Raw genomic sequence first — 21340 nt, 5'->3', positions numbered from 1 at the left:
TTTGTTCAGCGGATTCCCATCACTTCGCGGGCTATGGCCATCGTGCGGTTGCGGTCGGCCGGGAAGCCGGATTCCACCCAGCGTCGCTCCACTTCCGCGAGGCGGCGGGAGACGGCGGGGCCGGGGGGAAGGCCCATGGCGATCAGATCCTTGCCGGAAACGGGCAGCCGCGGGCGGACATAGGCGCAAAGCGGGCCGGCCCAGTGGTGGGCGCGCGGGTCGTGGGTGAGGAGCAGGCGGTCCAGGGTCGAATCCGGGCCGATGGAGTAGGCCAGCGCGCGCGGGTCTTGGGGCGTGGGTTCGCGGCGGGCGGCGTGGGTGAGGCGGGCCTTGTCGGCGTTGGAGAGCTTCAGCCGCGCGCCGATTTCGGCGGCCAGCTTCGGGTCCGCTGGAAGCAGGGCGGCGAGGCGGCGAAGGCCGTCTCCGGCGACATGGGCTTGCGCTTCGGCTTCGATGAGGGCGCCGAGGTCCGCGAGGCGCGCGGCTTCGATTTCCGGCAGAACCGGGCGCAGGATATTCTGTTCCAGCATGGCCGCCAGCGTCGGCACGGGGGTGGGGAGGGCGAGCAGCTTCAGCAGCTCGTCGCGAATCCGCTCGCGCGAGAGGGCCATCAGGTCGTTGGCGCGCTGGGCGCAGGCTTCCAGCCCCTCCGGGTCTAGCGTGGGGGCGAAGCGGGCGGAGAAGCGGAAGAAGCGCAGGATCCGCAGATGGTCTTCGGCGATCCGCTCGAGAGGGGCGCCGATGAAGCGCACGCGGCGGGCGGCGAGGTCTTCGAGGCCGCCGAACCAGTCGTGGATTTCGCCGGTCAGCGGGTCGGCGTAGAGGGCGTTGATGGTGAAGTCCCGCCGGGCGGCGTCGTCGCGCCAGTCCTGCGTGAAGGCGACTTCGGCGTGGCGGCCGAAGCTCTCGACATCCCGACGCAGCGTGGTGATTTCATAGGGCGTCTGGCCGCAGACGGCGGTGACGGTGCCATGCTTCAGCCCGGTGGGGACGGCGCGGATGTCGGCCGCCTCCAGCGCCGCCATCACTTCCTCCGGCGTCAGGCGGGTGGCGAGGTCCATGTCGGCCGCCGGCTGGCCGAGCAGCCAGTCGCGCACCGAGCCGCCCACCAGCCGGGTTTCCCCGGCATCCGCCCGCAGCACCTTCAGCAGGCGGCGGAAGCCGGGCTTTTCGATCCAGAGCGCGGGGTCGAGCCGGGTCATGCGGGCCTGGTCATGCAAGCCGCCCGGCCAGATTGACCAGCATCCCGGCCGTCGCCCCCCAGATCAGCCGGCCGTCCCACTCTATGCTGTAGTATCGGCGCATCCTCCCCTGCCATTCCGCCTCGCGGAGGTGGTGGTTGGCCGGGTCCAGCACATATTCCAGCGGCACCTGGAAGACATCGGCCACTTCCGCCGGATTGGCCTTCAGGTCCAGCGTTTCCGGGAGCAGGCCGACGACCGGGCGCACTTCATAGCCGGTGCCGGTGCGATAAGGGTCGGAGAGGCCCAGCACCTGCACCGAGGCGGGCGGCAGGCCGACTTCCTCCTCCGCTTCGCGCAGCGCCGCCATCACCGGGCCGTCGTCCGTGTCGTCTATGCGGCCGCCGGGGAAGGCCACCTGCCCGGCGTGGCTGCGCAGGTGGGGCGTGCGCGTCGTCAGCAGCAGTTTCGGCTGCGGCGCGGGGATGATCGGCACCAGCACGGCGGCCGGAACCAGCAGGCCGGCCGGCGGGTGGGTGCCATGCTCGCCGAAATCCTGATCGCCGCGCAGCTTCGGGGCGATGGGCCTGTCGAGGCTGGTGCGGATTCGTTCAATCAGCGAAGGCAAAATATGCGCCTCCGCTCCAGAGGCCGAGCGGCCCGCCGCTTTCCTGTTCCGCCAGCGCCAGATCGGCGAGCTGGTAGAAGACCGGGCGGTTGACGAGCGCCTCCAGAGGCCGGTCGCGGGTTCCGCGCACGTGCAGATAGGGGCGCGGGGTGCCGTCGGCCGCGGTTTCGAGGCGCAGCGGGTTGGCCGGGCCGGCGATGACGATCTCGTCGGTGTTGAGGCGGAAGGCGAGGGTGCGGGAGCGGCCTTCGCCTTCGCTCGTCGCCTCGACGGCAAGGAAGGGGGCGTCTTCCACCTCTATCGAGAGTTTCTCGACCGGGGTGACCAGCACATAGCCGCCATCCGCTTCCCGCCGGAGGATGTTAGAGAAAAGCTTCACCAGCGCCGCGCGGCCGATGGGCGTGCCCTGATGGAACCATGTGCCGTCGGCGCGGATTCGCATCTCGCTGTCTCCGCAATGGCCGGGGTTCCATTGCTCGACGGGAGGGAGGCGCTTTTCGGCCACGGCGCGGGCGATGTCGGCAAGCGAAGCCTGCGACAGGTCGAGCGCTTCGGGGCGTATGGTGTCAACCGGGGCGGCCATGGAAGCCGGAATGGGCCGCCCTCAGGGCAGCGTCAAGCCGCCGCGCTCTCCCGGCCGGTATTCGGGCCTTGCGCCCCGACCGTCGCCGGCCCGCGCAGCCGGTGGCCGATGCGGGTGCGCAGCAGCAGCCGGTCGCGGTCCACCGGGCCGGGGAGAATCCACTCGCCGGTGTGCTGCGCGGAAAAGCCCCAGCGGCCGTAATAGGGCTGGTCGCCGATCAGCATCACGGGCAGGCGCGACTTGTCCAGCTCGGCCAGCGCCAGGTCCATGAGGCGGGCGCCGATCTTCTCGCCGCGCCGGTCCGGATGGGAAACCAGCGGGCCGAGCAGCGCGATGCGCCGCGTGGCCTGCGGGTGGCGCCACTCCACCTCCCAGCATTCGACGCTGCCGACGAGGGCATCGCTCTGGGTGGCGACGAAGCTGGCGGCTTCGATGCGCGGCGCGCCGGCGCGCAGCAGCGAGGCCGTGCGCTTCATTCGGGCGGGGCCGAAGCAAAGGTCGAGCAGGCCGGTGACGGCCTGAGGGTCGACGGAATCGTGCGATAGAAAGTCCACGGGCGTGTCCATGCGGCAGGGATATTTCCACAGAATGTTGGGGGAGTGAAGAAACGGAGACTTTCGCCCCCACCGGATGGCCGCCAGCCACCCGCCCGCCGCGCTGCCCCCGGCAAAAGGAAGGCGCACGGCGGTCAGCCGCGTCGAAGCATGTCCCGTTTGAAAGCGTGGCCTTGCATGGTGGGGGCGATATAAGCGCTTCGGGGCGGAAAGAAAAGAGCTTGTGGTGGGGTGGGTTGGAGCGGATTCGACGCTGCGTCGCTCGGGGGTGAGCGGGGAGCTTTGTTCTTCGAGCGTTCGAGGGCGTGGAGAAGCTGGACCCCGGGTCAAGCCCGGGGTGACGGGTGTTGGTGTATCAGGTTCAAGCTGACGGATGGCCGGCCGGCTGGCGTATGCCTCAGGCGTCCGGGCCGTTCCCAGGCGGGGTTTCCGGCCTGTCCAGCCAGCGGGCGCCATGTTCCTCGGCCAGCGCCGCGACGGCGAGCGCGTCCGGGATCTGCTCGAAGCGCAGGCGGTCGGCGCCTTCGTCCTTCAGGCGCCAGCTCAGCACCATTCGGCTGGCCTCGAAGCTGACCTCGTTGCCGCTGGCCCGCATGTCGGCGCCGAACAGCAGGGCCTCGCCGACGATCCTGTCCCCCAGCCAGACCAGCGCCCGGCGGTTGGTGAGCATGTAGCGCGCCCGCGCCCGGGCGCTGGAGCGCAGCCAGACGGGAAGGGCGATGATCAGCATCATCCCCAGCACCATGCCCAGCACCAGCGGCACCGCGCCCGCCGTCGGCTGGCCGGCGAAGGCGGAGCCGGCGAGATGAGGGCGGATCAGCTCCAGCGCGAACCAGCTGAGCAGGCCGAGCAGCAGCAGGAAGCCGATCAGTTCCAGAAGCTTGCGGGTGAGCATCGCCGGCCGGCCCTGCCAGAGGATCGTCTCCCCCTCGCCCGGCCGCGCCGGGCCGCCGGTGCGCGCGGCGGCGGGGGGGGGCCGGGCCGCCCCCCCCTCGCCCGGCCGCGCCGGGCCGCCGGTGCGCGCGGCGGCGGTGGCGGCCGTGCCCGCCACCGCCTCGCCGGCGGCCATTTCCTGCCCGACAGGCTTCATGCCTTTCAGCGCTCGACGGTGAGCGCGATGCCCATGCCGCCGCCGATGCAGAGCGTGGCGAGGCCCTTCTTCGCGTCGCGGCGGCCCATTTCGTGCAGCAGCGTGACGAGAACGCGCGCGCCCGAGGCGCCGATCGGGTGGCCGATGGCGATGGCGCCGCCGTTGACGTTCAGCTTCTCGGGGTCGAGGCCCAGTTCCTGCCCGACCGCCAGCGCCTGTGCGGCGAAGGCTTCATTGGCTTCGACGAGGTCGAGGTCGGCGACCGTCCAGCCGGCCTTTTCCAGGGCGAGGCGCGAGGCGGGGATCGGGCCGAGGCCCATCACCGCCGGGTCGACTCCGGCCGACGCCCAGCTTTTCACGCGGGCGAGCACCGGGGCGCCGCGCCGGGCGGCTTCGTCCGCCGACATCAGCACCAGCGCGGCGGCGCCGTCGTTCAGGCCCGAGGCGTTGGCGGCGGTGACGCTGCCGTCCTTCTTGAAGGCGGGCTTCAGCCCGGCCATGGCTTCGAGGGTGGCGCCTTCGCGGATATATTCGTCCTGATCGACCACTGTTTCGCCCTTGCGGGTCTTGATCGTGACCGGGGCGATCTCGGCGGCGAAGCGGCCGGCCTTGCGCGCGGCTTCCGCCTTGTTCTGCGAGGCGGTGGCGAAGGCGTCCTGCGCTTCGCGGCCGATCTGGTAGCGCTCGGCGATGTTCTCGGCGGTGACGCCCATGTGGTAGCCGTTGAAGGCGTCCCAGAGGCCGTCCTTGATCATGGTGTCGACCAGTTCCAGCGCGCCCATCTTCTGCCCGGCGCGCAGCGCCTGCGCGTGCTGGCTGAGCGACATATTCTCCTGCCCGCCGGCGACCATCACGCTGGCGTCGCCGTTGCGGATCGCCTGCGCCGCCAGGGCGACGGCGCGCAGGCCCGAGCCGCAGACCTGGTTCACACCCCAGGCCGGCACTTCCTGCGGCACGCCGGCGGCGATCGAGGCCTGGCGGGCGGGGTTCTGGCCCTGCCCGGCGGTCAGCACCTGGCCCAGGATGACTTCGCCGACGTCGGCGCCGTCGACGCCCGCGTCCGCCAGCGCCGCCTCGATGGCGACGCGGCCCAGTTCGTGCGCGGGGAGGGTGGCGAAGCTTCCGAGGAAACTGCCGACGGCTGTGCGACGGGCGGCGGCGATCACAACTTCGGTCATGTCAGGAACCTTTCTGGAAATGTCGGCTGTCATCTAGCGATCGTGCAGCCAGTTTGAAAGCGGTTGCCAGAGCGCATCCCGGGCGCCCGAGCCGACGATCATGCCGACATGCCCGGAATCGACGTCGCGGCGCTCGACTCCGGGCGCGCGGATACGGGCCTCGCGGGGGACGATCCTGTCCTTCGTGGCGCCGAAGTCGAGGATCGGGGCGGAGATCGCTTCGGGCCGGATCGGCTGGCCGCGCACGCGCCAGAGGCCCCGGCCGATCCGGTCGTTGCCGAAGCCCGAGAGGAAGAGGTCGCGGGCGGCTGGAAGGGGAATGGGGGCGCCGCTGCTGGCCCAGTCCTCCACCGCCGCGAACCAGGCGATGCCGGGGTCGCCGGGCGGGCGGCGGGCGAGGGCTTCGAACTTGGCGACCACCGCTTCCTCGTCCAGCGCCCAGAAGAGCGGGTTCAGCAGGGTTACCGGAACGGCGCCGAGGCGCTGGCCGATGGGGCGGGCCGTGCGCCAGTTCTCCAGCGCGGCGCGGCGGGCCTCCGGCGAGAAGCCGGCGAAATGCCAGGGGGCGGCAATGAGGGCGAGCTTTTCGAGGCGCGCGCCCAGCAATTGCCCGGCCGCGAGGGCCAGCGTGCCGCCGAGGCAATAGCCGGCCAGGTGGATTTTCGGGCCCAACTTCTCGATAAGCGGGAGGAGGCGGGTGGAAACGAGGCCGGCGAGGCCGAGTCGCCGCTCGGACGGCCCCATCTGCCCCCAGTCCAGCAGGAAGACATTGTGGCCGCTTTCGGCGAGATACCGCACCAGCGAGCGCCCCGGCGCCAGATCGAGGACGATGGGGGCGTTGATGAGCGAGGGAATCAGCACCAGCGGCGGGCGGTCTGCCGGTCCGCCGACGCGCAGCAAGCGCACGCCGCCGCGTCGCGCGGCCGGCTGCAGCGGAGGCTGCGCGGGAAGCGCCGGCGCCTGCTGGTAGCGCTGAAGCCCTTCGAGCGCGGCTTGCAGACGATCGGGCTCGGCGCCGAGGCGGCGGGACAGGAGCGTCAGGAAAAGCGGCAGCGGATGCGGGCCGCGCTCCCGGCTTTTCTTCGCTTTTCCCATGTCAGCCATGTTGCGCAGCACCAGATATTTGCCGGGTCATGTTGCACATGCTAAATCCCGCGTCATAATCGTCTGGTCAACTCTTTCCTGGTCAACTCTTTCGAGAACTGGATCGCCATGCCGAGCCCCCAAGCCGCCACCGCCGAGCCCGTCATCATCAAGAAATACGCCAACCGGCGCCTCTATGACACGGAAAGCTCGAGCTATATCACGCTGGAGCATCTGTCGGTGATGACCCGCGCCGGCCGCGAGTTCAAGGTGGTGGACGCCAAGAGCGGCGACGATATCACCCACAATGTGCTGACGCAGATCATCGTGGAGGAGGAGAATCGGGGCACGACTTTGCTGCCGGTCAGCTTCCTGCGGCAGCTGATCTCGATGTACGGCGACCAGATGCAGGCGATGGTGCCGCATTATCTGGAAGCCTCGATGGAAGCCTTCCGCCGCAACCAGGAACAGGTGCGCGACACGATGATGGGGATGATGGCCGGCGGCTCCAACCCGTTCGAGGCGCTGGCCCGGCAGAATATGGCGATGATGAAGGCCGCCACCGGCATGTGGAGCAATCCCGGCGCCGCGACCGGCGCCGCCACCGAGGCGCCCGCCGAGGATGTGAAGGCGCTGAAGGCGGAATTGCAGGCGCTGCAGGCGAAGATCGAGAAGCTCGCCAAGGAATGAGTTCGGCGCCGGAGGCGATTCTGGCCGGGCTTCCGGCGGATATCGTCCGCACGGGAGCCGATGAACTTGCCCCGCATCTGCTGGACTGGCGCGGACAGAAGCGTGGGCAGGCGCTGGCCTTGCTGCTGCCGCGCAGCACCGAGGATGTGCAGCATATCGTTCGCTGGGCGGGCGCGCATTCGGTGGGGCTGGTGCCGCAGGGCGGCAACACCGGGCTGGTGGGCGGCGGCGTGCCGGAAGCGGACCTCGCCCGGCTAAGCGTGGTGCTTTCCATGCGGCGGATGAACCGCATTTCCGATGTCGACGCGCGCGGGCTGAGCCTTTGCGCCGAAGCCGGGGCCATTCTGGCCGACGTGCAGGGCGCGGCGGAGCGGGCCGGATGCCGTTTTCCCCTGTCTTTAGGCGCGAAGGGCAGCGCGACGGTCGGCGGGCTGGTCTCGACCAACGCCGGCGGAGTGCAGGTGTTGCGCCATGGGCCGATGCGCAGCCTGGTACTGGGGATGGAAGCGGTGCTTCCGGACGGCTCGGTTCTGAACCAGCTTTCGGCGCTGAGGAAGGACAACAGCGGTTATGATGTGAAGCAGTTGCTGATCGGCGCCGAGGGAACGCTGGGGGTGGTGACGCGCGTGGCGTTGAAGCTGGCGCCGGCGTTCGCCGATGTTTCCACTGCCTGGGCGGCGGTGCCCTCGGCGGAAGCGGCGTTGCAGTTGCTGGCGCGTTTGCGCTCCGGCCTGGGGGAGCGGGTGGAGAGCTTCGAATTGCTGTCCGCCGACACATTGGCGCTGGTTTTGCGGCAGCTGCCCGACAGCCGCGCGCCGCTGGAGACTCGCAGCGCCTTTCATGTGCTGATGGAGGTGGAGGCGTCGCGCGAAGCGCTGGAGACGCTGCTGGCCGGCACCATGGAAGCCGGAGATGTGCTGGATGCGGTGCTCGCTGGTTCGCGCGCCCAGGCCGAGGCGCTGTGGGCGATGCGCGAGAATGTGGCGATCGCCGAGCGGCAGGAGGGAAAGTCTGTGAAGAACGACATTTCCGTGCCGGTGGAGCGGATCGCGGCCTTCGACGCCGAGGCGGTTCAACTGTTCGCGCGGGAAATGCCCGGAAGCCGGCCGCTGGTGTTCGGGCATCTGGGCGACGGCAATCTGCACTGGAACCTGCTGCCGCCGGCCGGGGTGGAGAGCGGGCCCTGGGTGGAGGCGAATGCGGAAGCGGCGCGCCGGCTGCTGCACGACCTGATCGCGCGCTACCGGGGGTCGATCTCCGCCGAGCACGGGATCGGCACGCTGAAGGCCGCCGAACTGGCGCGGCTGGGCGATCCCGGCAAGCTTTCGGCGATGCGGGCGTTGAAGGCGGCGCTGGACCCTCTGGGGATCATGAACCCCGGCAAGCTGTTCGTCTGAGCGTATCTGTTATAGAGTGAGGGTTGCGCTATTCGTCGCCCCGGGCTTGACTTGGGGGTCAGCTTTCATCCTCGAGCGCCGTGGAAAAGCTGGACCCCGGGTCAAGCCCGGGGTGACGGGGTGCAGTGGTTTGGAGCGCCCCGTTGCTGCACTGCATTCCCCTTGCTTGCGCCGGCGGGAGAGCCGCGCTAGAGCCATCCGCCGACGGCGCCCCCGCCCCGTGGGCGCTCTTTTCGTATCGGGAAAGACTTCATGGCCAGCCAACCGCCTGCGCAACTTCCGCTGTTCTACCAGAACCTGATTCCGCTCACGTCCGACCTGCATGCGGACTGGGGTCTGAACGAGCGCACCGAACTGAGCTTCGCCAAGCCGACCCACGCCATTCCCATCACCGTCGACGAATTCGTGATGGCGCAGCGCCATTATCCGATCGTCTTCACCGACGGCCCGGAAAGCGTGCCGCTGGCGCTGGTCGGCCTGAAGGAAGGCGAGAATCTGTTCGTCGACGAAAAGGGTGTGTGGGCTGAAAACAGCTATGTGCCGGCCTATCTGCGCCGCCACCCCTTCATGCTGGCCCGCCTGACGCCCGACAGCGACGTGCTGAGCCTGGTGTTCGACGACCAGAGCGGCGTGGTGACGGCGGAAGGCGCGAACAAGCTGTTCGACGCCGAGAAGCAGCCGACCGAGACCACGAAGTCGATCCTGTCCTTCTGCGAGCAGTTCGAGCAGGCGGTCGCCCGCACCAAGAGCTTCATGGACGAGCTGGCGAAGCTGGAGCTGCTGATGGAAGGCCAGGCGCAGATCCAGAACCCCGGAATGGAGCAGCCCGCCACCTTCGCCGGCTTCCGCATGATCGACGAGAAGAAGCTGCAGAACATCCGCGGCGACCAGGCCCGCAAGATGGTGCAGAACGGGATGCTGGGCCTCGTCTATGCGCATCTCTTCTCGCTTTCGAACATGCGCGTGCTGTTCGGGATGATGAACCCCGAGGCCAACGCCTGAGGCCGAAGCGCTTTTCCAGACGGGAAAAGGGCGGCCAGCAAAGCCTCGGCGAAAGCCGGGGCTTTTCTTTTTTGTAAACACACTGTGGCTATCGCTTTCTTTTTTGAAAGGATTGCTTGCGGCCATTGCAGCTTGTCGCTGGTGCGGATCGGAGGTTAGGCTTCGCCACCGAATCAAATTGCGGGAGCAGCATCGAGATGACGTCTTTCCTGAAGCCCCTTCTGGTCGCCGCGGCGATCGGCTTTTCCGCCCCGGTTCTGGCGCAGGCCGCACCGCTTTCCGTGCCGGCCGGCGAATATGTGCTGGACAAGACGCACGCCAGCCTGACCTGGCAGATCAAGCACCTCGGGCTTTCCAACTATACCGCCCGTTTCGCCACCTATGACGCGGTCATCAACCTCAATCCCGCCGACCCGACGAAGTCGAGTGTGACGGTGACGATCGACCCGAACAGCGTCCGCACCGACTTCCCCTTCCCGGAGAAGGAGGATTTCGACAAGGTGATCGCCACCAAGTTCCTGAAGTCGGGCGAGCATCCGAAGATCACCTTCCAGTCGACCGGGCTGACGGCGACGGGCGCCACCACCGGCAAGCTGACCGGCAACCTGACCTTCCTGGGCGTGACGAAGCCGGTGACGCTGGACGTGACGCTGAACGGCGCCAAGGAGCATCCGATGCGCAAGATCCCGACGCTGGGCTTCTCGGCCGTGGGCAGCATCAACCGGGCGGATTTCGGTTCCACCGATCTCGCCGGAGCGCTGGGCGACGATGTGAAGCTGATCATCGAAGCCGAGTTCTTCAAGAAGTGAGCCGCGCCATCAGCAGCTACAGCCGCACGGCGATCACCCTTCACTGGCTGATCGCGCTGCTGCTCATCGGCAATTTCGTCGGCGGGCTGCTGATGGAGGATCTGTTCAACGCCGCCGACCCCGCCACCCGGCAACTGGGCTTCACCGTCGCGCAGCTGCACAAGAGCATCGGCCTTACGATCCTGGTGCTCAGCCTGGTTCGGCTGGGTGTGCGGCTGGTGGCCGGCGCGCCGCCGCTGCCCGCGCACATGACCCCGGTGGAACGGCTGCTTTCGAAGCTGACCCACTGGGGCTTCTATGCGGTGATGATCCTGGTGCCGCTTTCGGGCTGGGTGATGGTGTCGGCCAGCCCGCTGGCGTTCCCCACCATCTGGTTCGGGCTGTTCGAATGGCCGCATCTGCCGATCGCCAGCAGCAAGGAAACGGCGGGCGCCGCCAGCGAAGCCCATGAACTGATGGCTTTCTTCGGGGCGTTTCTGTTCTTTCTGCACGTCGGCGGCGCCTTGAAGCACCATTTCTGGGACAGGGACGATGTGCTGGCGCGCATGCTGCCCTGGGTTCGGAGGCCGTCATGATCGCGCGCGTCGCTTTGTCGTTCCTGCTGGCGGCCCCTGCCGCTGCCAGCCAGTGGGCCGTGGTGCCCGCCCAGTCCGCCATCGGTTTCACCGCCGAATGGAACGGGCAGAAGGTGGAAGGCAGATTCCCGAAGTTCGCCGCCGATATCCGTTTCGATCCGGCGAAGCCGGGCGAAGCGAAGGTGGATGCGACCATCGACCTCGCGGCCGCCACCACGCCCGACCGCACGGTGAACGGCAGCCTGCCGGGCGCCGACTGGTTCGATGTGAAGAAGACGCCGACGGCGCGGTTCCAGTCCACCAGCATCACCCAGGTGAAGCCGGGGCAGTATCTGGCCAAGGGCACCTTGACGATGCGCGGCGTTTCCGTGCCCGTCAGCCTGCCGTTCACGCTGAACATCACCGGCGATACGGCGGTGATGCAGGGGCAGACCGTGCTCGACCGGCGCAGCTTCCGCATCGGCCAGGACAGCGATGCCGCCGGCACATGGGTCGGTTTCAAGGTTCCGGTGAAGGTGAATATCCGCGCCACCCGCGTGAAATAAACCGGCTGCGGACGCCTGTCCGAAGGCTGGCGGCTTGACCGGCCATCGCCCCCCGTTCAAAGGCAGGCTTTGCGGGAGGCGAGATGGCAGGGACCGACGATATTTCCGGCTTGAGCTTCGAGGCCGCGCTGCAGCGGCTGGAAGCGATCGTGAAGCAGCTCGAGTCCGGCGACGCTCCGCTGGAAGCGGCGATCAGCCTCTATGAGGAGGCGCAGAAGCTGCGCGCCCATTGCGAGGCGAAGCTGTCCGCCGCCGAGGCGCGCATCGCCCAGCTTCAGCTCGACCCCGAAGGCCGCCCCGTTTCCGAGACCCCCTTTGCCGGATAGCGCACGCCAGACCATGCAAGCGAGCCAGACCCTGAAACCCGCCCTGGACGCCATCAGCGAGGCGATCGACGCCCGCTTCGACCGGCTGCTGGCCGTGCCGGAGGATGCGCGTGGCCGCCTTTACGAGGCGATGCGCTATGCGGTGATGGGCGGCGGCAAGCGGATGCGACCGCTGCTGGTGGTGGCCTCTTGCGACCTGTTCAACGTCGACCGCGAGCGGGCGATGCGCGTGGCGCTGGCGATCGAGGCGGTGCATGTCTACAGCCTCGTCCACGACGATCTGCCCTGCATGGACGACGACGACCTGCGGCGGGGCAAGCCGACGGTGCACAAGGCGTTCGACGAGGCGATTGCCGTTCTGACCGGCGACAGTCTGTTCGCGGTCGCCTTCGAATTGCTGGCCGACGAAGCGACGCATGAGGATCCGTTCGTGCGGTCGGAACTGGTGCTGGAACTGGCGCGGGCGTCCGGCCCGGCCGGGATGGCCGGCGGGCAGATGATGGATCTGGCGGCGGAAAAGACCCGCTTCGACCTGCCGACGACCACCCGACTGCAGCAGTTGAAGACCGGGGCGCTGATCGGCTTTTCCGTGGAAGCCGGCGCCATCATGGGCAAGGTGGGGCCGCAGACCCGGCTGAAGCTGCGCGGCTATGCGCGCGACCTGGGGCTGGCCTTCCAGATCGCCGACGACCTGCTGGACGTGGAGGGCGACCCGGAAGCCGCCGGCAAGGCGCTCCGCAAGGACGGGGCCGCCGGCAAGTCCACCTTCGTGTCGCTGCTGAGCGTCGAGCGCGCGCGGGCGCAGGCGGAAATGCTGATCGACCAGGCCATCCACCATCTGCAAGGCTTCGGGCCTGAGGCGGACCTGCTCCGCGCCATCGCCCGCTTCGCCATCGAACGGGATCGCTGAACCATGCGCATCGGTGTCTATCCGGGAACCTTCGACCCCATCACGCTGGGGCATATGGACATCATCAGCCGCGGCGCCAAATTGGTGGACCGGCTGATCATCGGTGTCGCCACCAACCCGTCCAAATCGCCGCTGTTCACGCTGGACGAGCGGGTGGCGCAGGTGAAGCGCGAAATCGCCCATATCGACAATGTGGAAGTGGTCTCCTTCGACGCGCTGCTGATGCATTTCGCGGAAGCGCAGGGCGCCTCCATCATCGTGCGCGGGCTGCGGGCGGTCGCCGATTTCGAATATGAATTCCAGATGGCCGGCATGAACCAGCAGCTGAATTCCGAGATCGAGACGGTGTTCCTGATGGCGGATGTGGCCTTGCAGCCGATCGCCTCGCGGCTGGTGAAGGAAATCGCCGCTTATGGCGGCGCTATCGACAAATTCGTCTCTGAGCAGATGGCGCTGGAGGTGCGCGAGCGAATCGGGCGTTCCGGCGGTTGATGTTCAGCCCCCCGAAAGCCTTGGCGGAGAAGAAGCCGTCCATGCCTATCCGCCTGATTCTGGCCGCCTTTGCGATCTCGTTCGCTGCGCCGGCCGCCGCCCAGCTTCCGCATGAATCCGCGCCGCGGGAGACGGATTCGCAGCAGGCTTCTCCGGCCGGCCCGGCGGTGGCCGGGGTGACGGGGGTGCTGCCCGTCGTAGACCCGGAGAATGTCTGGTATCTGGATCTCTCGACCGGGGGGCGGGTGACCATATTGTTGCGGCCGAATATCGCGCCCAATCATGTGGAGCGGATCAAGACGCTGACCCGCAACGGCTTTTACGACGGACTGCTTTTCCACCGGGTGATCGACGGCTTCATGGCGCAGACCGGCGACCCGAAGGGCACGGGGCAGGGCGGCTCGGACATGCCGGCGCTGAACGCCGAGTTCAACGAGGCGCCGCATGTGCGCGGCGCCGTTTCCATGGCCCGCACCAGCGACGAGAGCAGCGCTAACAGCCAGTTCTTCATTATGTTCCAGCCGATGCTGAAGCTGGACCGGCAATATACCGTGTTCGGCCGGGTGATTTCCGGCATGCAGTGGGTGGACGCGATCGAGCGCGGCGAACCGCCGGCCAATCCCAGCCGCATCCTGCAGGCGTCGATCGGCGCAGACAACAAGGCGCCTCCGGTTTTCCCGGCCCCCAAGGTTGACGCCGACCCGCTGGCGGCGGAAGCCGCGAAGCTGATGCAACAGCCTCCGGCCGAGCCGAAGCCCTGACGCCGGGCGGAACGGCCGCCCATGCGCGTGGACGATTTCGATTTCGACCTGCCGGAGGACCGCATCGCGCTTCGCCCCGCCAGCCCGCGCGACAGCGCGAAGCTGCTGCGCGTGGCCGCGGACGGGCTTTCCGACCATCTGGTGCGCGACTTGCCCTCTCTGCTGAGGCCCGGCGATGTGCTGGTGGGGAACGACACGCGGGTGATTCCGGCGCAGCTTTCCGGGCTGAAGGGGGAAGCGCGGATCGACGTGACCCTGCACATGCGGCTGGGGCCGATGGAATGGCTGGCCTTCGTGCGCAATTCCAGGCGGCTGAAGCGCGGCGATAGGGTTGCGTTCGGCGAGACGCTGGCGGGGGTGGTGGAAAGCAAGGGTGAGGGCGGCGAGGTGCATTGGCGCTTCGAAAGCGCCGAGCCGCTGGAAGTGGCGCTGGAGCGCGCCGGGACCATGCCGCTGCCGCCCTATATCGCCCGCAAGCGCGGAATCGACCAGCGCGACAAGGCCGATTACCAGACCCTATTCGCGCGCGAGGATGGCGCGGTGGCGGCGCCGACCGCCGGGCTGCACTTCACGCCGGAGCTGCTGGCGGCGCTGGAAGCGGCAGGCGTGCAGCGCGAAACCGTGACGCTGCATGTGGGCGCCGGCACCTTCCTGCCGGTGAAGGTGGACGACACCGCCGACCACCGGATGCACCACGAATGGGGGCGGGTGCCGGACGAGGTGTCGGCGCGGCTGAAGGCGGCGAAGCGGGAAGGGCGGCGGATCATCCCGATCGGCACCACCTCTCTGCGGCTGCTGGAGGCGAGCGGGCTGGAGCCTTTCACCGGCACGACCGATATCTTCATCACGCCGGGCTATCGCTTCCGGGCGGTGGACGGGCTGATGACGAACTTCCACCTGCCGCGCAGCACCCTGTTCATGCTGGTGAGCGCGCTGATGGGGCTGGAGCGGATGCGCGGCGCTTATGCCCATGCCGTTGCAGCCGACTATCGCTTCTACAGCTATGGGGATTCTTCCCTGCTGCTGCCATGACTGCCGCCACCTCTTTCCCCTCGGCCGTGCGCGGGGATGCGCGGCTGCTGATTCTCGGCAGCCTGCCGGGTGCCGCCTCTCTGGCCGCGCGAGAATATTATGCCCATCCGCGCAACCAGTTCTGGAAGCTGCTGGAAGCCGTGCTGGACCGGCCGCTCGTGGCGCTGGCCTATCCCGACAGGCTGGGGGCGTTGCGGGAGGGCGGGATCGGCTTGTGGGATGTCGTGAAGTCCGCGCGCAGGGTGGGCAGCCTGGACGCCGACATGCGCGACATCACCGCCAACGATCTGCCGGAACTGGTGCGGCGGCTGCCGGACCTGCGCGCAATTGCCTTCAACGGCGGCACCGCCCATCGTATAGGCAGCCGGCAACTGGCCGCGGCGCATCCGGCCCTTATTCCGCTTCCATCGAGCAGCCCGGCCTATGCCGCGATGCCGTTCGAGAGCAAGCGGGCGATCTGGGCCGGCCTGCGTTCCTATCTCTAGAGTGTTGAAATTGAATCAATTCACTTTCCATCTTCACGCCACCGACGGACGGGCGCGCACCGGCGTGATCCGCACCGACCGGGGGGATATCCGCACGCCGGCTTTCATGCCCGTGGGCACCGCCGCCACGGTGAAGGGCATGCATCCGGAGCAGGTGCGGGCGGCAGGCGCCGATATCCTTCTGGGGAACACCTACCATCTGATGCTCCGCCCCGGGGCGGAGCGGATGGCGCGGCTGGGCGGGCTGCACCGCTTCATGAACTGGGAGGGGCCGATCCTGACCGACAGCGGCGGCTTCCAGGTGATGAGCCTGGGGGCGCTGGTGAAGATCGCCGAGGAGGGGGTTTCCTTCCAGTCGCATATCGACGGCTCGAAGCATTTCGTCAGCCCGGAGCGCTCGGTGGAGATCCAGCGGCTGCTCGGCTCCGACATCGTGATGGCGTTCGACGAGTGCATCGCCCATCCGGCGACGCACGAGGATGCGGCGCGGGCGATGCGGCTTTCGATGCGCTGGGCGAAGCGCTCGCGCGAGGCCTTTCTCGCCGATCCGGCGCCGGCGCTGTTCGGAATCCAGCAGGGCAATGTGTTCGAGGATCTGCGCCGGGAATCGGCCGAGCGGCTGATCGAGGTGGGCTTCGAGGGCTATGCCATCGGCGGGCTGGCGGTGGGCGAGGGGCAGGAGGCGATGTTCGGGGTGCTGGACTATGCCCCCGGCCTGCTGCCGGCGGACAAGCCGCGTTACCTGATGGGGGTGGGGAAGCCCTCCGACATCATCGGCGCGGTGCTGCGCGGGGTGGACATGTTCGATTGCGTGATGCCCACCCGCTCCGGCCGGACGGCGCAGGCCTTTGTGATGGACGGGACGCTGAACCTGCGCAACGCCCGCCATGCCGAGGATGTGGGGCCGGTGGACGCGGAATGCCCTTGCCCGACCTGCGCGCATTACAGCCGCGCCTATCTGCACCATCTGATCAAGGCCGAGGAGATGCTGGGGCCGATGCTGCTGACCCAGCACAATATCTGGCATTATCAGCAGCTCATGCAGGGCCTGCGCGACGCCATTGCCGCCGGGCGGGTGGAGGCGTTCGCGCGCGAACGCCTCGGCCGGCTCAGCGGGGAGGGAGGCTGACCGGCAGCCCGTCCTTCGGGCGCGGGATCGGCACCATGTGGAAGGCGCATTCATAGCCTTGCGGCAGTTCGATCCTCCGGTCGGACAGCAGGCGGAAGAAGAACGCCTTGGCCTGCATATAGGCGAAGTGCAGCCCCAGGCACATATGCGCGCCGCCGCCGAAGGGCACCCAGGCGTATTTGTGCCGGTTGGCCGACATCTGCGTGGTGAAGCGCAGCGGGTCGAAGCGCTCGGGATCGGGCCAATGCTCCTCCATATGGTGGGTGTAGAGCGTGTTGATTCCGACGCCGGAGCCGGCGGGGATATGATAGCCTTGGAACTCGAAATCCTTGACCGCGCGGCGCGGGATCATCGGCACCGGCGGCACGAGGCGGAGCGATTCCTTGAAGGCCATTTCCACCAGTTCGAGCTCGCTCAGCGCTTCATAGGAGAGCGAGTCGCCGTGGCGGGCGCGGACTCCGTCCACTTCCTCGCGCAGCTTTTCCTGCCATTCCGGGTTGCGGCCGAGATGGTAGACCATGGAGGTGATGGAGGAGGTGAGCGTGTCGTGCGCGGCCATCATCAGGAAGTTCATATGGTCTATGATTTCCTGATCGGTCAGCAGCTTGCCGTCCTCGTCGCGGGCGTTGCAGAACTGGGTGAAGAAATCATCGCCTTCCTTGCCCCGGCGGTTGGGGATTTCGCGGCCGAAGAAGTCGCACAGATATTGCCGGCCCTTCACGCCCCGGCGCATCTGGGTGAAGGGAAGCGGCCGGCGGACGATGGCGACCGAGGCGCGCACCATGTCGGTGAAGGCCTGGTTAATCTTCTGCGCTTCCGGCCCCCAGGCGATGCCGAGGAAGGAGCCGGCCGCGAGGTCCAGCGTCAGGTCCTTGATGGCGGGGTAGAATTTGAAGCTGTCGGTCTGGCTCCACTGGCCGACGCGGCGGGCGATGCCTTCGTTCAGCCCGCCGAGATAGGCCTTCATCGGCGCCGGCTTGAAGGCGACAGACAGGGTCTTGCGGTCCTTCCGGTGCGGATCGAAATCCATCATCATCAGGCCGTTGGGGAACACCATGTCCAGCACCGGGTCCCAGCCGAGCTTCGAGGAGAAGATCTTGTCCTTGTTGAAAAGGACCAGCTCATTCGCCTCCGGGCCGAGGAGGGTGACGCCCCAGCCCATATAATCCTGCCGCCGGAAGACGAGGCCATAGGTGTCGGCCAGCCATTCGATCGTGCCCTTCGGGTCGCGCAGGAACTGGATGGTGCGCCACGTGCGTGAGCGCGCCGGCTGCGGGCCGGGGACATGGGCGAAATCCTCGAATCCACGGACCTTCAGGTCTGCGGGGTAGAGATCGCCGGGATTGACGGGCGCGTTCATGGCCTCTCCTCCGATTTTGCGGAGAGGCTATCCGTATAATCTGGGTGTGGCAAGCTTTGGGTTCTGGGGATGGGGCGCAGAAGCTGGACCCCGGGTCAAGCCCGGGGTGACGAAGGTTGGGGACAGTGGTTTGCCCCCTTCAGCGGAGGTTCTCAGGCGGCTTTCGGCAGGCCTTTGCGGTGGGCGGCGAGTTCTTCCGCCAGCAGGAAGGCCAGTTCCAGCGCCTGCCCGGCGTTCAGGCGCGGGTCGCAATGGGTGTGGTAGCGGTCGGCCAGCCCCTCGTCCGTCACGGCGATGGCGCCGCCGGTGCATTCGGTGACGTTCTGGCCGGTCATCTCCACATGGATTCCGCCCATGAAGCTGCCCTCGGCGCGGTGCACCGCGAACACCTGCCGCACTTCGGCGAGGATCCGGTCGAACGGCCGGGTCTTGTAGCCGGAGCCGGCCTTTACCGTGTTGCCGTGCATCGGGTCGCAGGACCAGATGACATGCCGCCCCTCGCGCTGGACGGCGCGGACGAGGGCGGGCAGATGCGCTTCCACCTTGTCGGCGCCGAAACGGCTGATGAGGGTGAGGCGGCCGGGTTCGTTCGCCGGGTTCAGCGTGTCGATCAGGCGGATGAGTTCGTCCGGCTTCAGGGTCGGCCCGCATTTGAGGCCCAGCGGGTTCATCACGCCGCGCAGGAACTCCAGATGCGCCGAGCCCTCGAAGCGGGTGCGGTCGCCGATCCAGAGCATATGGGCGGAGGTGTCGACCCACTGGCCGGTCAGGCTGTCCTGCCGGGTCATGGCTTCCTCATAGCCCAGAAGCAGCGCTTCGTGGCTGGTGTAGAATTCCGTGCCCTTCAGTTGCGGCACGGTGTCGGGCGAGATGCCGCAGGCCTCCATGAAGGAAAGCGCTTCGCCGATGCGGTTGGCGACTTCGGAATAGCGCTCGGCCCAGGGGGAGCGTGCGACGAAGTCTAGATTCCACTTATGGACCTGGTGCAGATTGGCGTAGCCACCGGTGGCGAACGCCCGCAGCAGGTTCAGCGTGGAGGCCGCCTGCATATAGGCGCGCTTCTGCCGGTCCGGATCGGGGATGCGGGCCGTTTCCTCGAAGGCGATGTCGTTGACGATGTCGCCGCGGTAGGAGGGGAGCGAGACGCCGCCCAGTTCCTCGATGTCCGACGAGCGCGGCTTGGCGAACTGCCCGGCCATGCGGCCCACCTTCACCACCGGCATATGGCTGGCGAACGTGAGGGTGACGGCCATCTGCAGCAGCACCCGGAAGGTGTCGCGGATGTTGTTCGGGTGGAATTCGGCGAAGCTTTCGGCGCAGTCGCCGCCCTGGAGCAGGAAAGCCCGGCCGGCGACGACATCGGCGAAGCGCTCGGTCAGTTGGCGCGTCTCTCCGGCAAAGACGAGCGGCGGGAAGCTCCGCATCTCGGCTTCGACGGCCTTTGCCTTTTCAGCGTCCGGCCAAAGGGGTATCTGCCGCGCTTCGGCGGTCCGCCAGCTCTCCGGGGTCCATTTCCTGCTCATAAGGGGCGTCTCATGACTCGCAAATGTCGTGAGCGCAAGGGATGTCTGCAAGCAGAGGCCATCGGCGGCAATGGGGTGCTTTGCATTGGTTGGGAGCGGTTTTGCCGATTCCGGTTATCCCGGGTTCGAGCCAGGGGGCTTCCTTGAGGGTCGTGCCCTGGAAAAAGCTGGACCCCGGGTCAAGCCCGGGGTGACGGGTTGGGGCGGCGGGTTTTATTCGAGCCGATCCACTGCCGCATCGGCCATGCTTCAGCGCATGAGAACCAGTTCTTCCGCCATGGAGGGGTGCAGCGCCACCGTCTGGTCCACCTGCGCCTTGGTGAGGCCGGCCTTCACGGCGATGGCCAGCGCCTGCAGGATTTCGGGCGAATCCGGGCCGATCATATGGGCGCCCAGCAGCCGGTCGGTCGCGCCATCGACCACCAGCTTGTAGAGGCAGCGCTCGTTGCGGCCGGCGAGGACGCTTTTCATCGGCCGGAAATCGCTGGTGAAGATCTTCACATTGCCATGCTGGTTGCGTGCCTGCGCCTCGGTGAGGCCGACGCTGGCGAGCGGCGGATGGCTGAAGACGGCGGACGGCACGCAGTCATGGTCCACCGTCCACTCCTTGCTGCCGAACAGCTTGTCGGCCAGCGCATGGCCTTCGCGGATGGCGATGGGCGTGAGTTGCAGCCGGTCGGTCACGTCACCGACGGCGTGCAGCCAGGGGAGGGCGGTGTGGCTGGCGGCGTCGACCGGAATGGCGCCATTGTCGGCGAGTTCGACGCCCAGTTCCTCGAGGCCCAGCCCGGCGCTGTTGGGGACGCGGCCGACCGCCCAGAGCAGCAGGTCGGTTTCCAGCGCCTTGCCGCCCTTGCAATGCATCAGCAGGCTGCCGTCGGCCTGCTTTTCCAGCTTCTCGGGCTGGGTGTTGAAGCGGAACTGGATTCCCTTTTCGGTGGAGATCGCCATCAGCCGGTCCGCCAGCGAACGGTCCCAGCCGCGCAGCAGCGTGTCGGAGCGGACGACGAGGGTGACTTCCACTCCAAGCTCGTTCAGGATTCCGGCGAATTCGTTGGCGATATAGCCAGCGCCGCAGATGATCGCGCGCTTCGGAAGGCTTTCCAGGTGGAAGATCTCGTTCGAGGTGATTCCGAGTTCGGCGCCCGGGATGTCGGGCACCTGCGGCCGGGCGCCGGTGGCGACGAGGATATGCCGCGCGGTCACTTCCCGGTCGTCGACGCGGACTCGGTTGGGGCCGGCGAGCGTGGCGCGGCCGAGGATGGTTTCGACCTTGTGGCTGTCCAGCGTCGATTGATAGGCGGCGGTGAGGCGGTCGACGTCCGCCAGCACATTGTCGCGCAGCGTTGGCCAGTTGAAGCTCTTGCCCTCGATCTTCCAGCCATAGCGTTCGGCGTCTTCCAGATCCTCGGCGAAGTGGGCGCCGATCACCAGCAGCTTCTTGGGCACGCAGCCGCGCACCACGCAGGTGCCGCCGACGCGATACTCCTCGGCTATGGCGACCTTCGCGCCATGAGCGGAAGCGATGCGCGACGAGCGGACTCCGCCGGAGCCGGCGCCGATGACGAAATACTCATAGTCGAAAGCCATGGCCGATCCTTAAACCGGCGCTGGGGGAGTCGCCAGCCTTCCGGTCGGGGTCCAGGGATTCAGCGCGGATTTGGCGGCGGCTGATTGCCCGGCCAGTCCGGCCGCAGCTTGGCGCCGGCCGGGGTGACGAGGCCGATACCATTGGGGGCGGAACTGGCGTTCGGCACCGCGGAGAAGGAGCCCGACGCCTGCTGTTGCGCCTTTTCCGCCGCGGCTTTCAACTGCTGGTCGGCGCATTCGACGCTGCTGCCGGGGCAGGGCTTGCCGATCACCACCAAGTCGGAACCGACCTTCACGGGCGGCTTTTCCTGCGCGGCGGCGGGCCCCGCCAGCAGAAGCAGGGCAGGGGCGATCAAGAAGGGATATTGGGTCATGCTACGCTCACTTTCCTTTCGGAAGGTAGGAAAGGGGGCGGCA

24 protein-coding genes are annotated in these 21340 nt (G+C 67.7%); 13 read left to right on the top strand and 11 right to left on the bottom strand.

Going from position 1 to position 21340, the window contains the following annotated elements:
* Window positions 1-5: 5 nt before the first annotated feature.
* The 7 genes from L6Q21_RS11060 to L6Q21_RS11030 form a co-directional block, all read right to left on the bottom strand.
* On the bottom strand, window positions 6-1202 hold the full coding sequence (locus L6Q21_RS11060) for a CCA tRNA nucleotidyltransferase (protein ID WP_237830818.1): 1197 nt from the start codon (window positions 1200-1202) through the stop codon (window positions 6-8).
* A gap of 10 nt (window positions 1203-1212) precedes the next feature.
* Entirely contained in the window at window positions 1213-1809 is a 597-nt protein-coding gene (locus L6Q21_RS11055) for a CoA pyrophosphatase (RefSeq protein WP_237830817.1), read from the bottom strand.
* Window positions 1793-2392 carry a DUF1285 domain-containing protein gene (locus L6Q21_RS11050; protein ID WP_237830816.1) on the bottom strand — a complete coding sequence of 200 codons (600 nt, stop codon included), beginning with the start codon at window positions 2390-2392 and terminating at the stop codon, window positions 1793-1795. Before L6Q21_RS11050 ends, L6Q21_RS11055 begins: the two co-directional genes overlap by 17 nt.
* 32 nt (window positions 2393-2424) lie before the next feature.
* The gene (locus L6Q21_RS11045; protein ID WP_237830815.1) at window positions 2425-2958 is read right to left on the bottom strand and encodes a GNAT family N-acetyltransferase; all 534 of its coding nucleotides are present in this window, start codon (window positions 2956-2958) and stop codon (window positions 2425-2427) included.
* Between the two features lie 385 nt (window positions 2959-3343).
* A complete protein-coding gene (locus tag L6Q21_RS11040) occupies window positions 3344-4036 on the bottom strand; it encodes a hypothetical protein (protein WP_237830814.1) in 693 nt (230 codons plus the stop codon).
* A gap of 5 nt (window positions 4037-4041) precedes the next feature.
* Window positions 4042-5214, bottom strand: a complete 1173-nt coding sequence (locus L6Q21_RS11035; RefSeq protein ID WP_237830813.1) for an acetyl-CoA C-acetyltransferase — start codon at window positions 5212-5214, stop codon at window positions 4042-4044.
* 33 nt (window positions 5215-5247) lie between these two features.
* Complete coding sequence (locus tag L6Q21_RS11030; RefSeq protein WP_237830812.1) at window positions 5248-6318, bottom strand: alpha/beta fold hydrolase; 1071 nt, start codon at window positions 6316-6318, stop codon at window positions 5248-5250.
* Window positions 6319-6426: 108 nt separating this feature from the next.
* Here L6Q21_RS11030 and phaR point away from each other — a divergent pair, with 108 nt between their 5' ends.
* From phaR to tgt, 13 genes are all read left to right on the top strand, one after another.
* Window positions 6427-6987: a polyhydroxyalkanoate synthesis repressor PhaR gene (gene phaR / locus L6Q21_RS11025; protein ID WP_237830811.1), complete on the top strand. Its 561-nt coding sequence runs from the start codon at window positions 6427-6429 to the stop codon at window positions 6985-6987.
* Complete coding sequence (locus L6Q21_RS11020) at window positions 6984-8384, top strand: FAD-binding oxidoreductase (RefSeq protein WP_237830810.1); 1401 nt, start codon at window positions 6984-6986, stop codon at window positions 8382-8384. The genes phaR and L6Q21_RS11020 overlap by 4 nt, the downstream gene beginning before the upstream one ends.
* Window positions 8385-8636: 252 nt before the next feature.
* Complete coding sequence (locus L6Q21_RS11015; RefSeq protein ID WP_237830809.1) at window positions 8637-9386, top strand: SapC family protein; 750 nt, start codon at window positions 8637-8639, stop codon at window positions 9384-9386.
* Between the two features lie 197 nt (window positions 9387-9583).
* Window positions 9584-10195 (top strand): YceI family protein, encoded by a 612-nt coding sequence (locus L6Q21_RS11010; RefSeq protein WP_237830808.1) that lies wholly within the window; start codon window positions 9584-9586, stop codon window positions 10193-10195.
* Window positions 10192-10770 carry a cytochrome b gene (locus L6Q21_RS11005; RefSeq protein ID WP_237830807.1) on the top strand — a complete coding sequence of 193 codons (579 nt, stop codon included), beginning with the start codon at window positions 10192-10194 and terminating at the stop codon, window positions 10768-10770. The genes L6Q21_RS11010 and L6Q21_RS11005 overlap by 4 nt, the downstream gene beginning before the upstream one ends.
* Window positions 10767-11315 carry a YceI family protein gene (locus L6Q21_RS11000; RefSeq protein WP_237830806.1) on the top strand — a complete coding sequence of 183 codons (549 nt, stop codon included), beginning with the start codon at window positions 10767-10769 and terminating at the stop codon, window positions 11313-11315. The genes L6Q21_RS11005 and L6Q21_RS11000 overlap by 4 nt, the downstream gene beginning before the upstream one ends.
* A gap of 83 nt (window positions 11316-11398) precedes the next feature.
* On the top strand, window positions 11399-11641 hold the full coding sequence (locus L6Q21_RS10995; protein ID WP_237830805.1) for an exodeoxyribonuclease VII small subunit: 243 nt from the start codon (window positions 11399-11401) through the stop codon (window positions 11639-11641).
* 13 nt (window positions 11642-11654) lie between these two features.
* Window positions 11655-12551: a polyprenyl synthetase family protein gene (locus L6Q21_RS10990; protein ID WP_237830804.1), complete on the top strand. Its 897-nt coding sequence runs from the start codon at window positions 11655-11657 to the stop codon at window positions 12549-12551.
* 3 nt (window positions 12552-12554) lie between these two features.
* Window positions 12555-13043, top strand: a complete 489-nt coding sequence (gene coaD, locus L6Q21_RS10985) for a pantetheine-phosphate adenylyltransferase (protein WP_237830803.1) — start codon at window positions 12555-12557, stop codon at window positions 13041-13043.
* A 41-nt stretch (window positions 13044-13084) separates the two neighbouring features.
* Entirely contained in the window at window positions 13085-13804 is a 720-nt protein-coding gene (locus L6Q21_RS10980; protein ID WP_237830802.1) for a peptidylprolyl isomerase, read from the top strand.
* Between the two features lie 21 nt (window positions 13805-13825).
* On the top strand, window positions 13826-14836 hold the full coding sequence (queA, locus tag L6Q21_RS10975; RefSeq protein ID WP_237830801.1) for a tRNA preQ1(34) S-adenosylmethionine ribosyltransferase-isomerase QueA: 1011 nt from the start codon (window positions 13826-13828) through the stop codon (window positions 14834-14836).
* Entirely contained in the window at window positions 14833-15321 is a 489-nt protein-coding gene (locus L6Q21_RS10970) for a DNA-deoxyinosine glycosylase (RefSeq protein ID WP_237830800.1), read from the top strand. Before queA ends, L6Q21_RS10970 begins: the two co-directional genes overlap by 4 nt.
* A 4-nt stretch (window positions 15322-15325) precedes the next feature.
* Entirely contained in the window at window positions 15326-16450 is a 1125-nt protein-coding gene (gene tgt, locus L6Q21_RS10965; protein ID WP_237830799.1) for a tRNA guanosine(34) transglycosylase Tgt, read from the top strand.
* Here tgt and L6Q21_RS10960 read toward each other — a convergent pair.
* The 4 genes from L6Q21_RS10960 to L6Q21_RS10945 all read right to left on the bottom strand — a co-directional run bounded on the left by L6Q21_RS10960 (window position 16431) and on the right by L6Q21_RS10945 (window position 21297).
* A complete protein-coding gene (locus tag L6Q21_RS10960) occupies window positions 16431-17810 on the bottom strand; it encodes a cytochrome P450 (protein WP_237830798.1) in 1380 nt (459 codons plus the stop codon). The two genes, tgt and L6Q21_RS10960, sit on opposite strands and share 20 nt — an antisense overlap.
* 152 nt (window positions 17811-17962) lie before the next feature.
* Window positions 17963-19333 (bottom strand): class II 3-deoxy-7-phosphoheptulonate synthase, encoded by a 1371-nt coding sequence (locus tag L6Q21_RS10955; protein ID WP_237830797.1) that lies wholly within the window; start codon window positions 19331-19333, stop codon window positions 17963-17965.
* 249 nt (window positions 19334-19582) lie between these two features.
* Window positions 19583-20923 (bottom strand): glutathione-disulfide reductase, encoded by a 1341-nt coding sequence (gorA, locus tag L6Q21_RS10950; protein WP_237830796.1) that lies wholly within the window; start codon window positions 20921-20923, stop codon window positions 19583-19585.
* A 59-nt stretch (window positions 20924-20982) separates the two neighbouring features.
* Window positions 20983-21297 (bottom strand): hypothetical protein, encoded by a 315-nt coding sequence (locus L6Q21_RS10945; protein ID WP_237830795.1) that lies wholly within the window; start codon window positions 21295-21297, stop codon window positions 20983-20985.
* Window positions 21298-21340: the final 43 nt, after the last annotated feature.

The sequence above is a fragment of the Sandaracinobacteroides sayramensis genome, from assembly GCF_022014495.1.
Taxonomy (GTDB): Bacteria; Pseudomonadota; Alphaproteobacteria; order Sphingomonadales; family Sphingomonadaceae; genus Sandaracinobacteroides; species Sandaracinobacteroides sayramense.
Note: the sequence above shows the minus strand (reverse complement) of the source record. Positions and strands in the feature narration are given on the sequence as shown.

Bases quoted from the DNA above. Each gene is read 5' to 3' on its own strand.
- L6Q21_RS10960 (WP_237830798.1), bottom strand. From the start codon at position 17,810: ATGAACGCGCCCGTCAATCCCGGCGATCTCTACCCCGCAGACCTGAAG.
- L6Q21_RS10945 (WP_237830795.1), bottom strand. From the start codon at position 21,297: ATGACCCAATATCCCTTCTTGATCGCCCCTGCCCTGCTTCTGCTGGCG.
- L6Q21_RS11020 (WP_237830810.1), top strand. From the start codon at position 6,984: ATGAGTTCGGCGCCGGAGGCGATTCTGGCCGGGCTTCCGGCGGATATC.
- L6Q21_RS11035 (WP_237830813.1), bottom strand. From the start codon at position 5,214: ATGACCGAAGTTGTGATCGCCGCCGCCCGTCGCACAGCCGTCGGCAGT.
- L6Q21_RS10995 (WP_237830805.1), top strand. From the start codon at position 11,399: ATGGCAGGGACCGACGATATTTCCGGCTTGAGCTTCGAGGCCGCGCTG.
- queA (WP_237830801.1), top strand. From the start codon at position 13,826: ATGCGCGTGGACGATTTCGATTTCGACCTGCCGGAGGACCGCATCGCG.
- gorA (WP_237830796.1), bottom strand. From the start codon at position 20,923: ATGGCTTTCGACTATGAGTATTTCGTCATCGGCGCCGGCTCCGGCGGA.
- L6Q21_RS11030 (WP_237830812.1), bottom strand. From the start codon at position 6,318: ATGGCTGACATGGGAAAAGCGAAGAAAAGCCGGGAGCGCGGCCCGCAT.
- L6Q21_RS11050 (WP_237830816.1), bottom strand. From the start codon at position 2,392: ATGGCCGCCCCGGTTGACACCATACGCCCCGAAGCGCTCGACCTGTCG.
- L6Q21_RS10990 (WP_237830804.1), top strand. From the start codon at position 11,655: ATGCAAGCGAGCCAGACCCTGAAACCCGCCCTGGACGCCATCAGCGAG.
- L6Q21_RS11045 (WP_237830815.1), bottom strand. From the start codon at position 2,958: ATGGACACGCCCGTGGACTTTCTATCGCACGATTCCGTCGACCCTCAG.
- L6Q21_RS10955 (WP_237830797.1), bottom strand. From the start codon at position 19,333: ATGAGCAGGAAATGGACCCCGGAGAGCTGGCGGACCGCCGAAGCGCGG.
- phaR (WP_237830811.1), top strand. From the start codon at position 6,427: ATGCCGAGCCCCCAAGCCGCCACCGCCGAGCCCGTCATCATCAAGAAA.
- L6Q21_RS11060 (WP_237830818.1), bottom strand. From the start codon at position 1,202: ATGACCCGGCTCGACCCCGCGCTCTGGATCGAAAAGCCCGGCTTCCGC.
- L6Q21_RS10970 (WP_237830800.1), top strand. From the start codon at position 14,833: ATGACTGCCGCCACCTCTTTCCCCTCGGCCGTGCGCGGGGATGCGCGG.
- L6Q21_RS11000 (WP_237830806.1), top strand. From the start codon at position 10,767: ATGATCGCGCGCGTCGCTTTGTCGTTCCTGCTGGCGGCCCCTGCCGCT.
- L6Q21_RS11010 (WP_237830808.1), top strand. From the start codon at position 9,584: ATGACGTCTTTCCTGAAGCCCCTTCTGGTCGCCGCGGCGATCGGCTTT.
- L6Q21_RS10980 (WP_237830802.1), top strand. From the start codon at position 13,085: ATGCCTATCCGCCTGATTCTGGCCGCCTTTGCGATCTCGTTCGCTGCG.
- coaD (WP_237830803.1), top strand. From the start codon at position 12,555: ATGCGCATCGGTGTCTATCCGGGAACCTTCGACCCCATCACGCTGGGG.
- L6Q21_RS11015 (WP_237830809.1), top strand. From the start codon at position 8,637: ATGGCCAGCCAACCGCCTGCGCAACTTCCGCTGTTCTACCAGAACCTG.
- L6Q21_RS11040 (WP_237830814.1), bottom strand. From the start codon at position 4,036: ATGAAGCCTGTCGGGCAGGAAATGGCCGCCGGCGAGGCGGTGGCGGGC.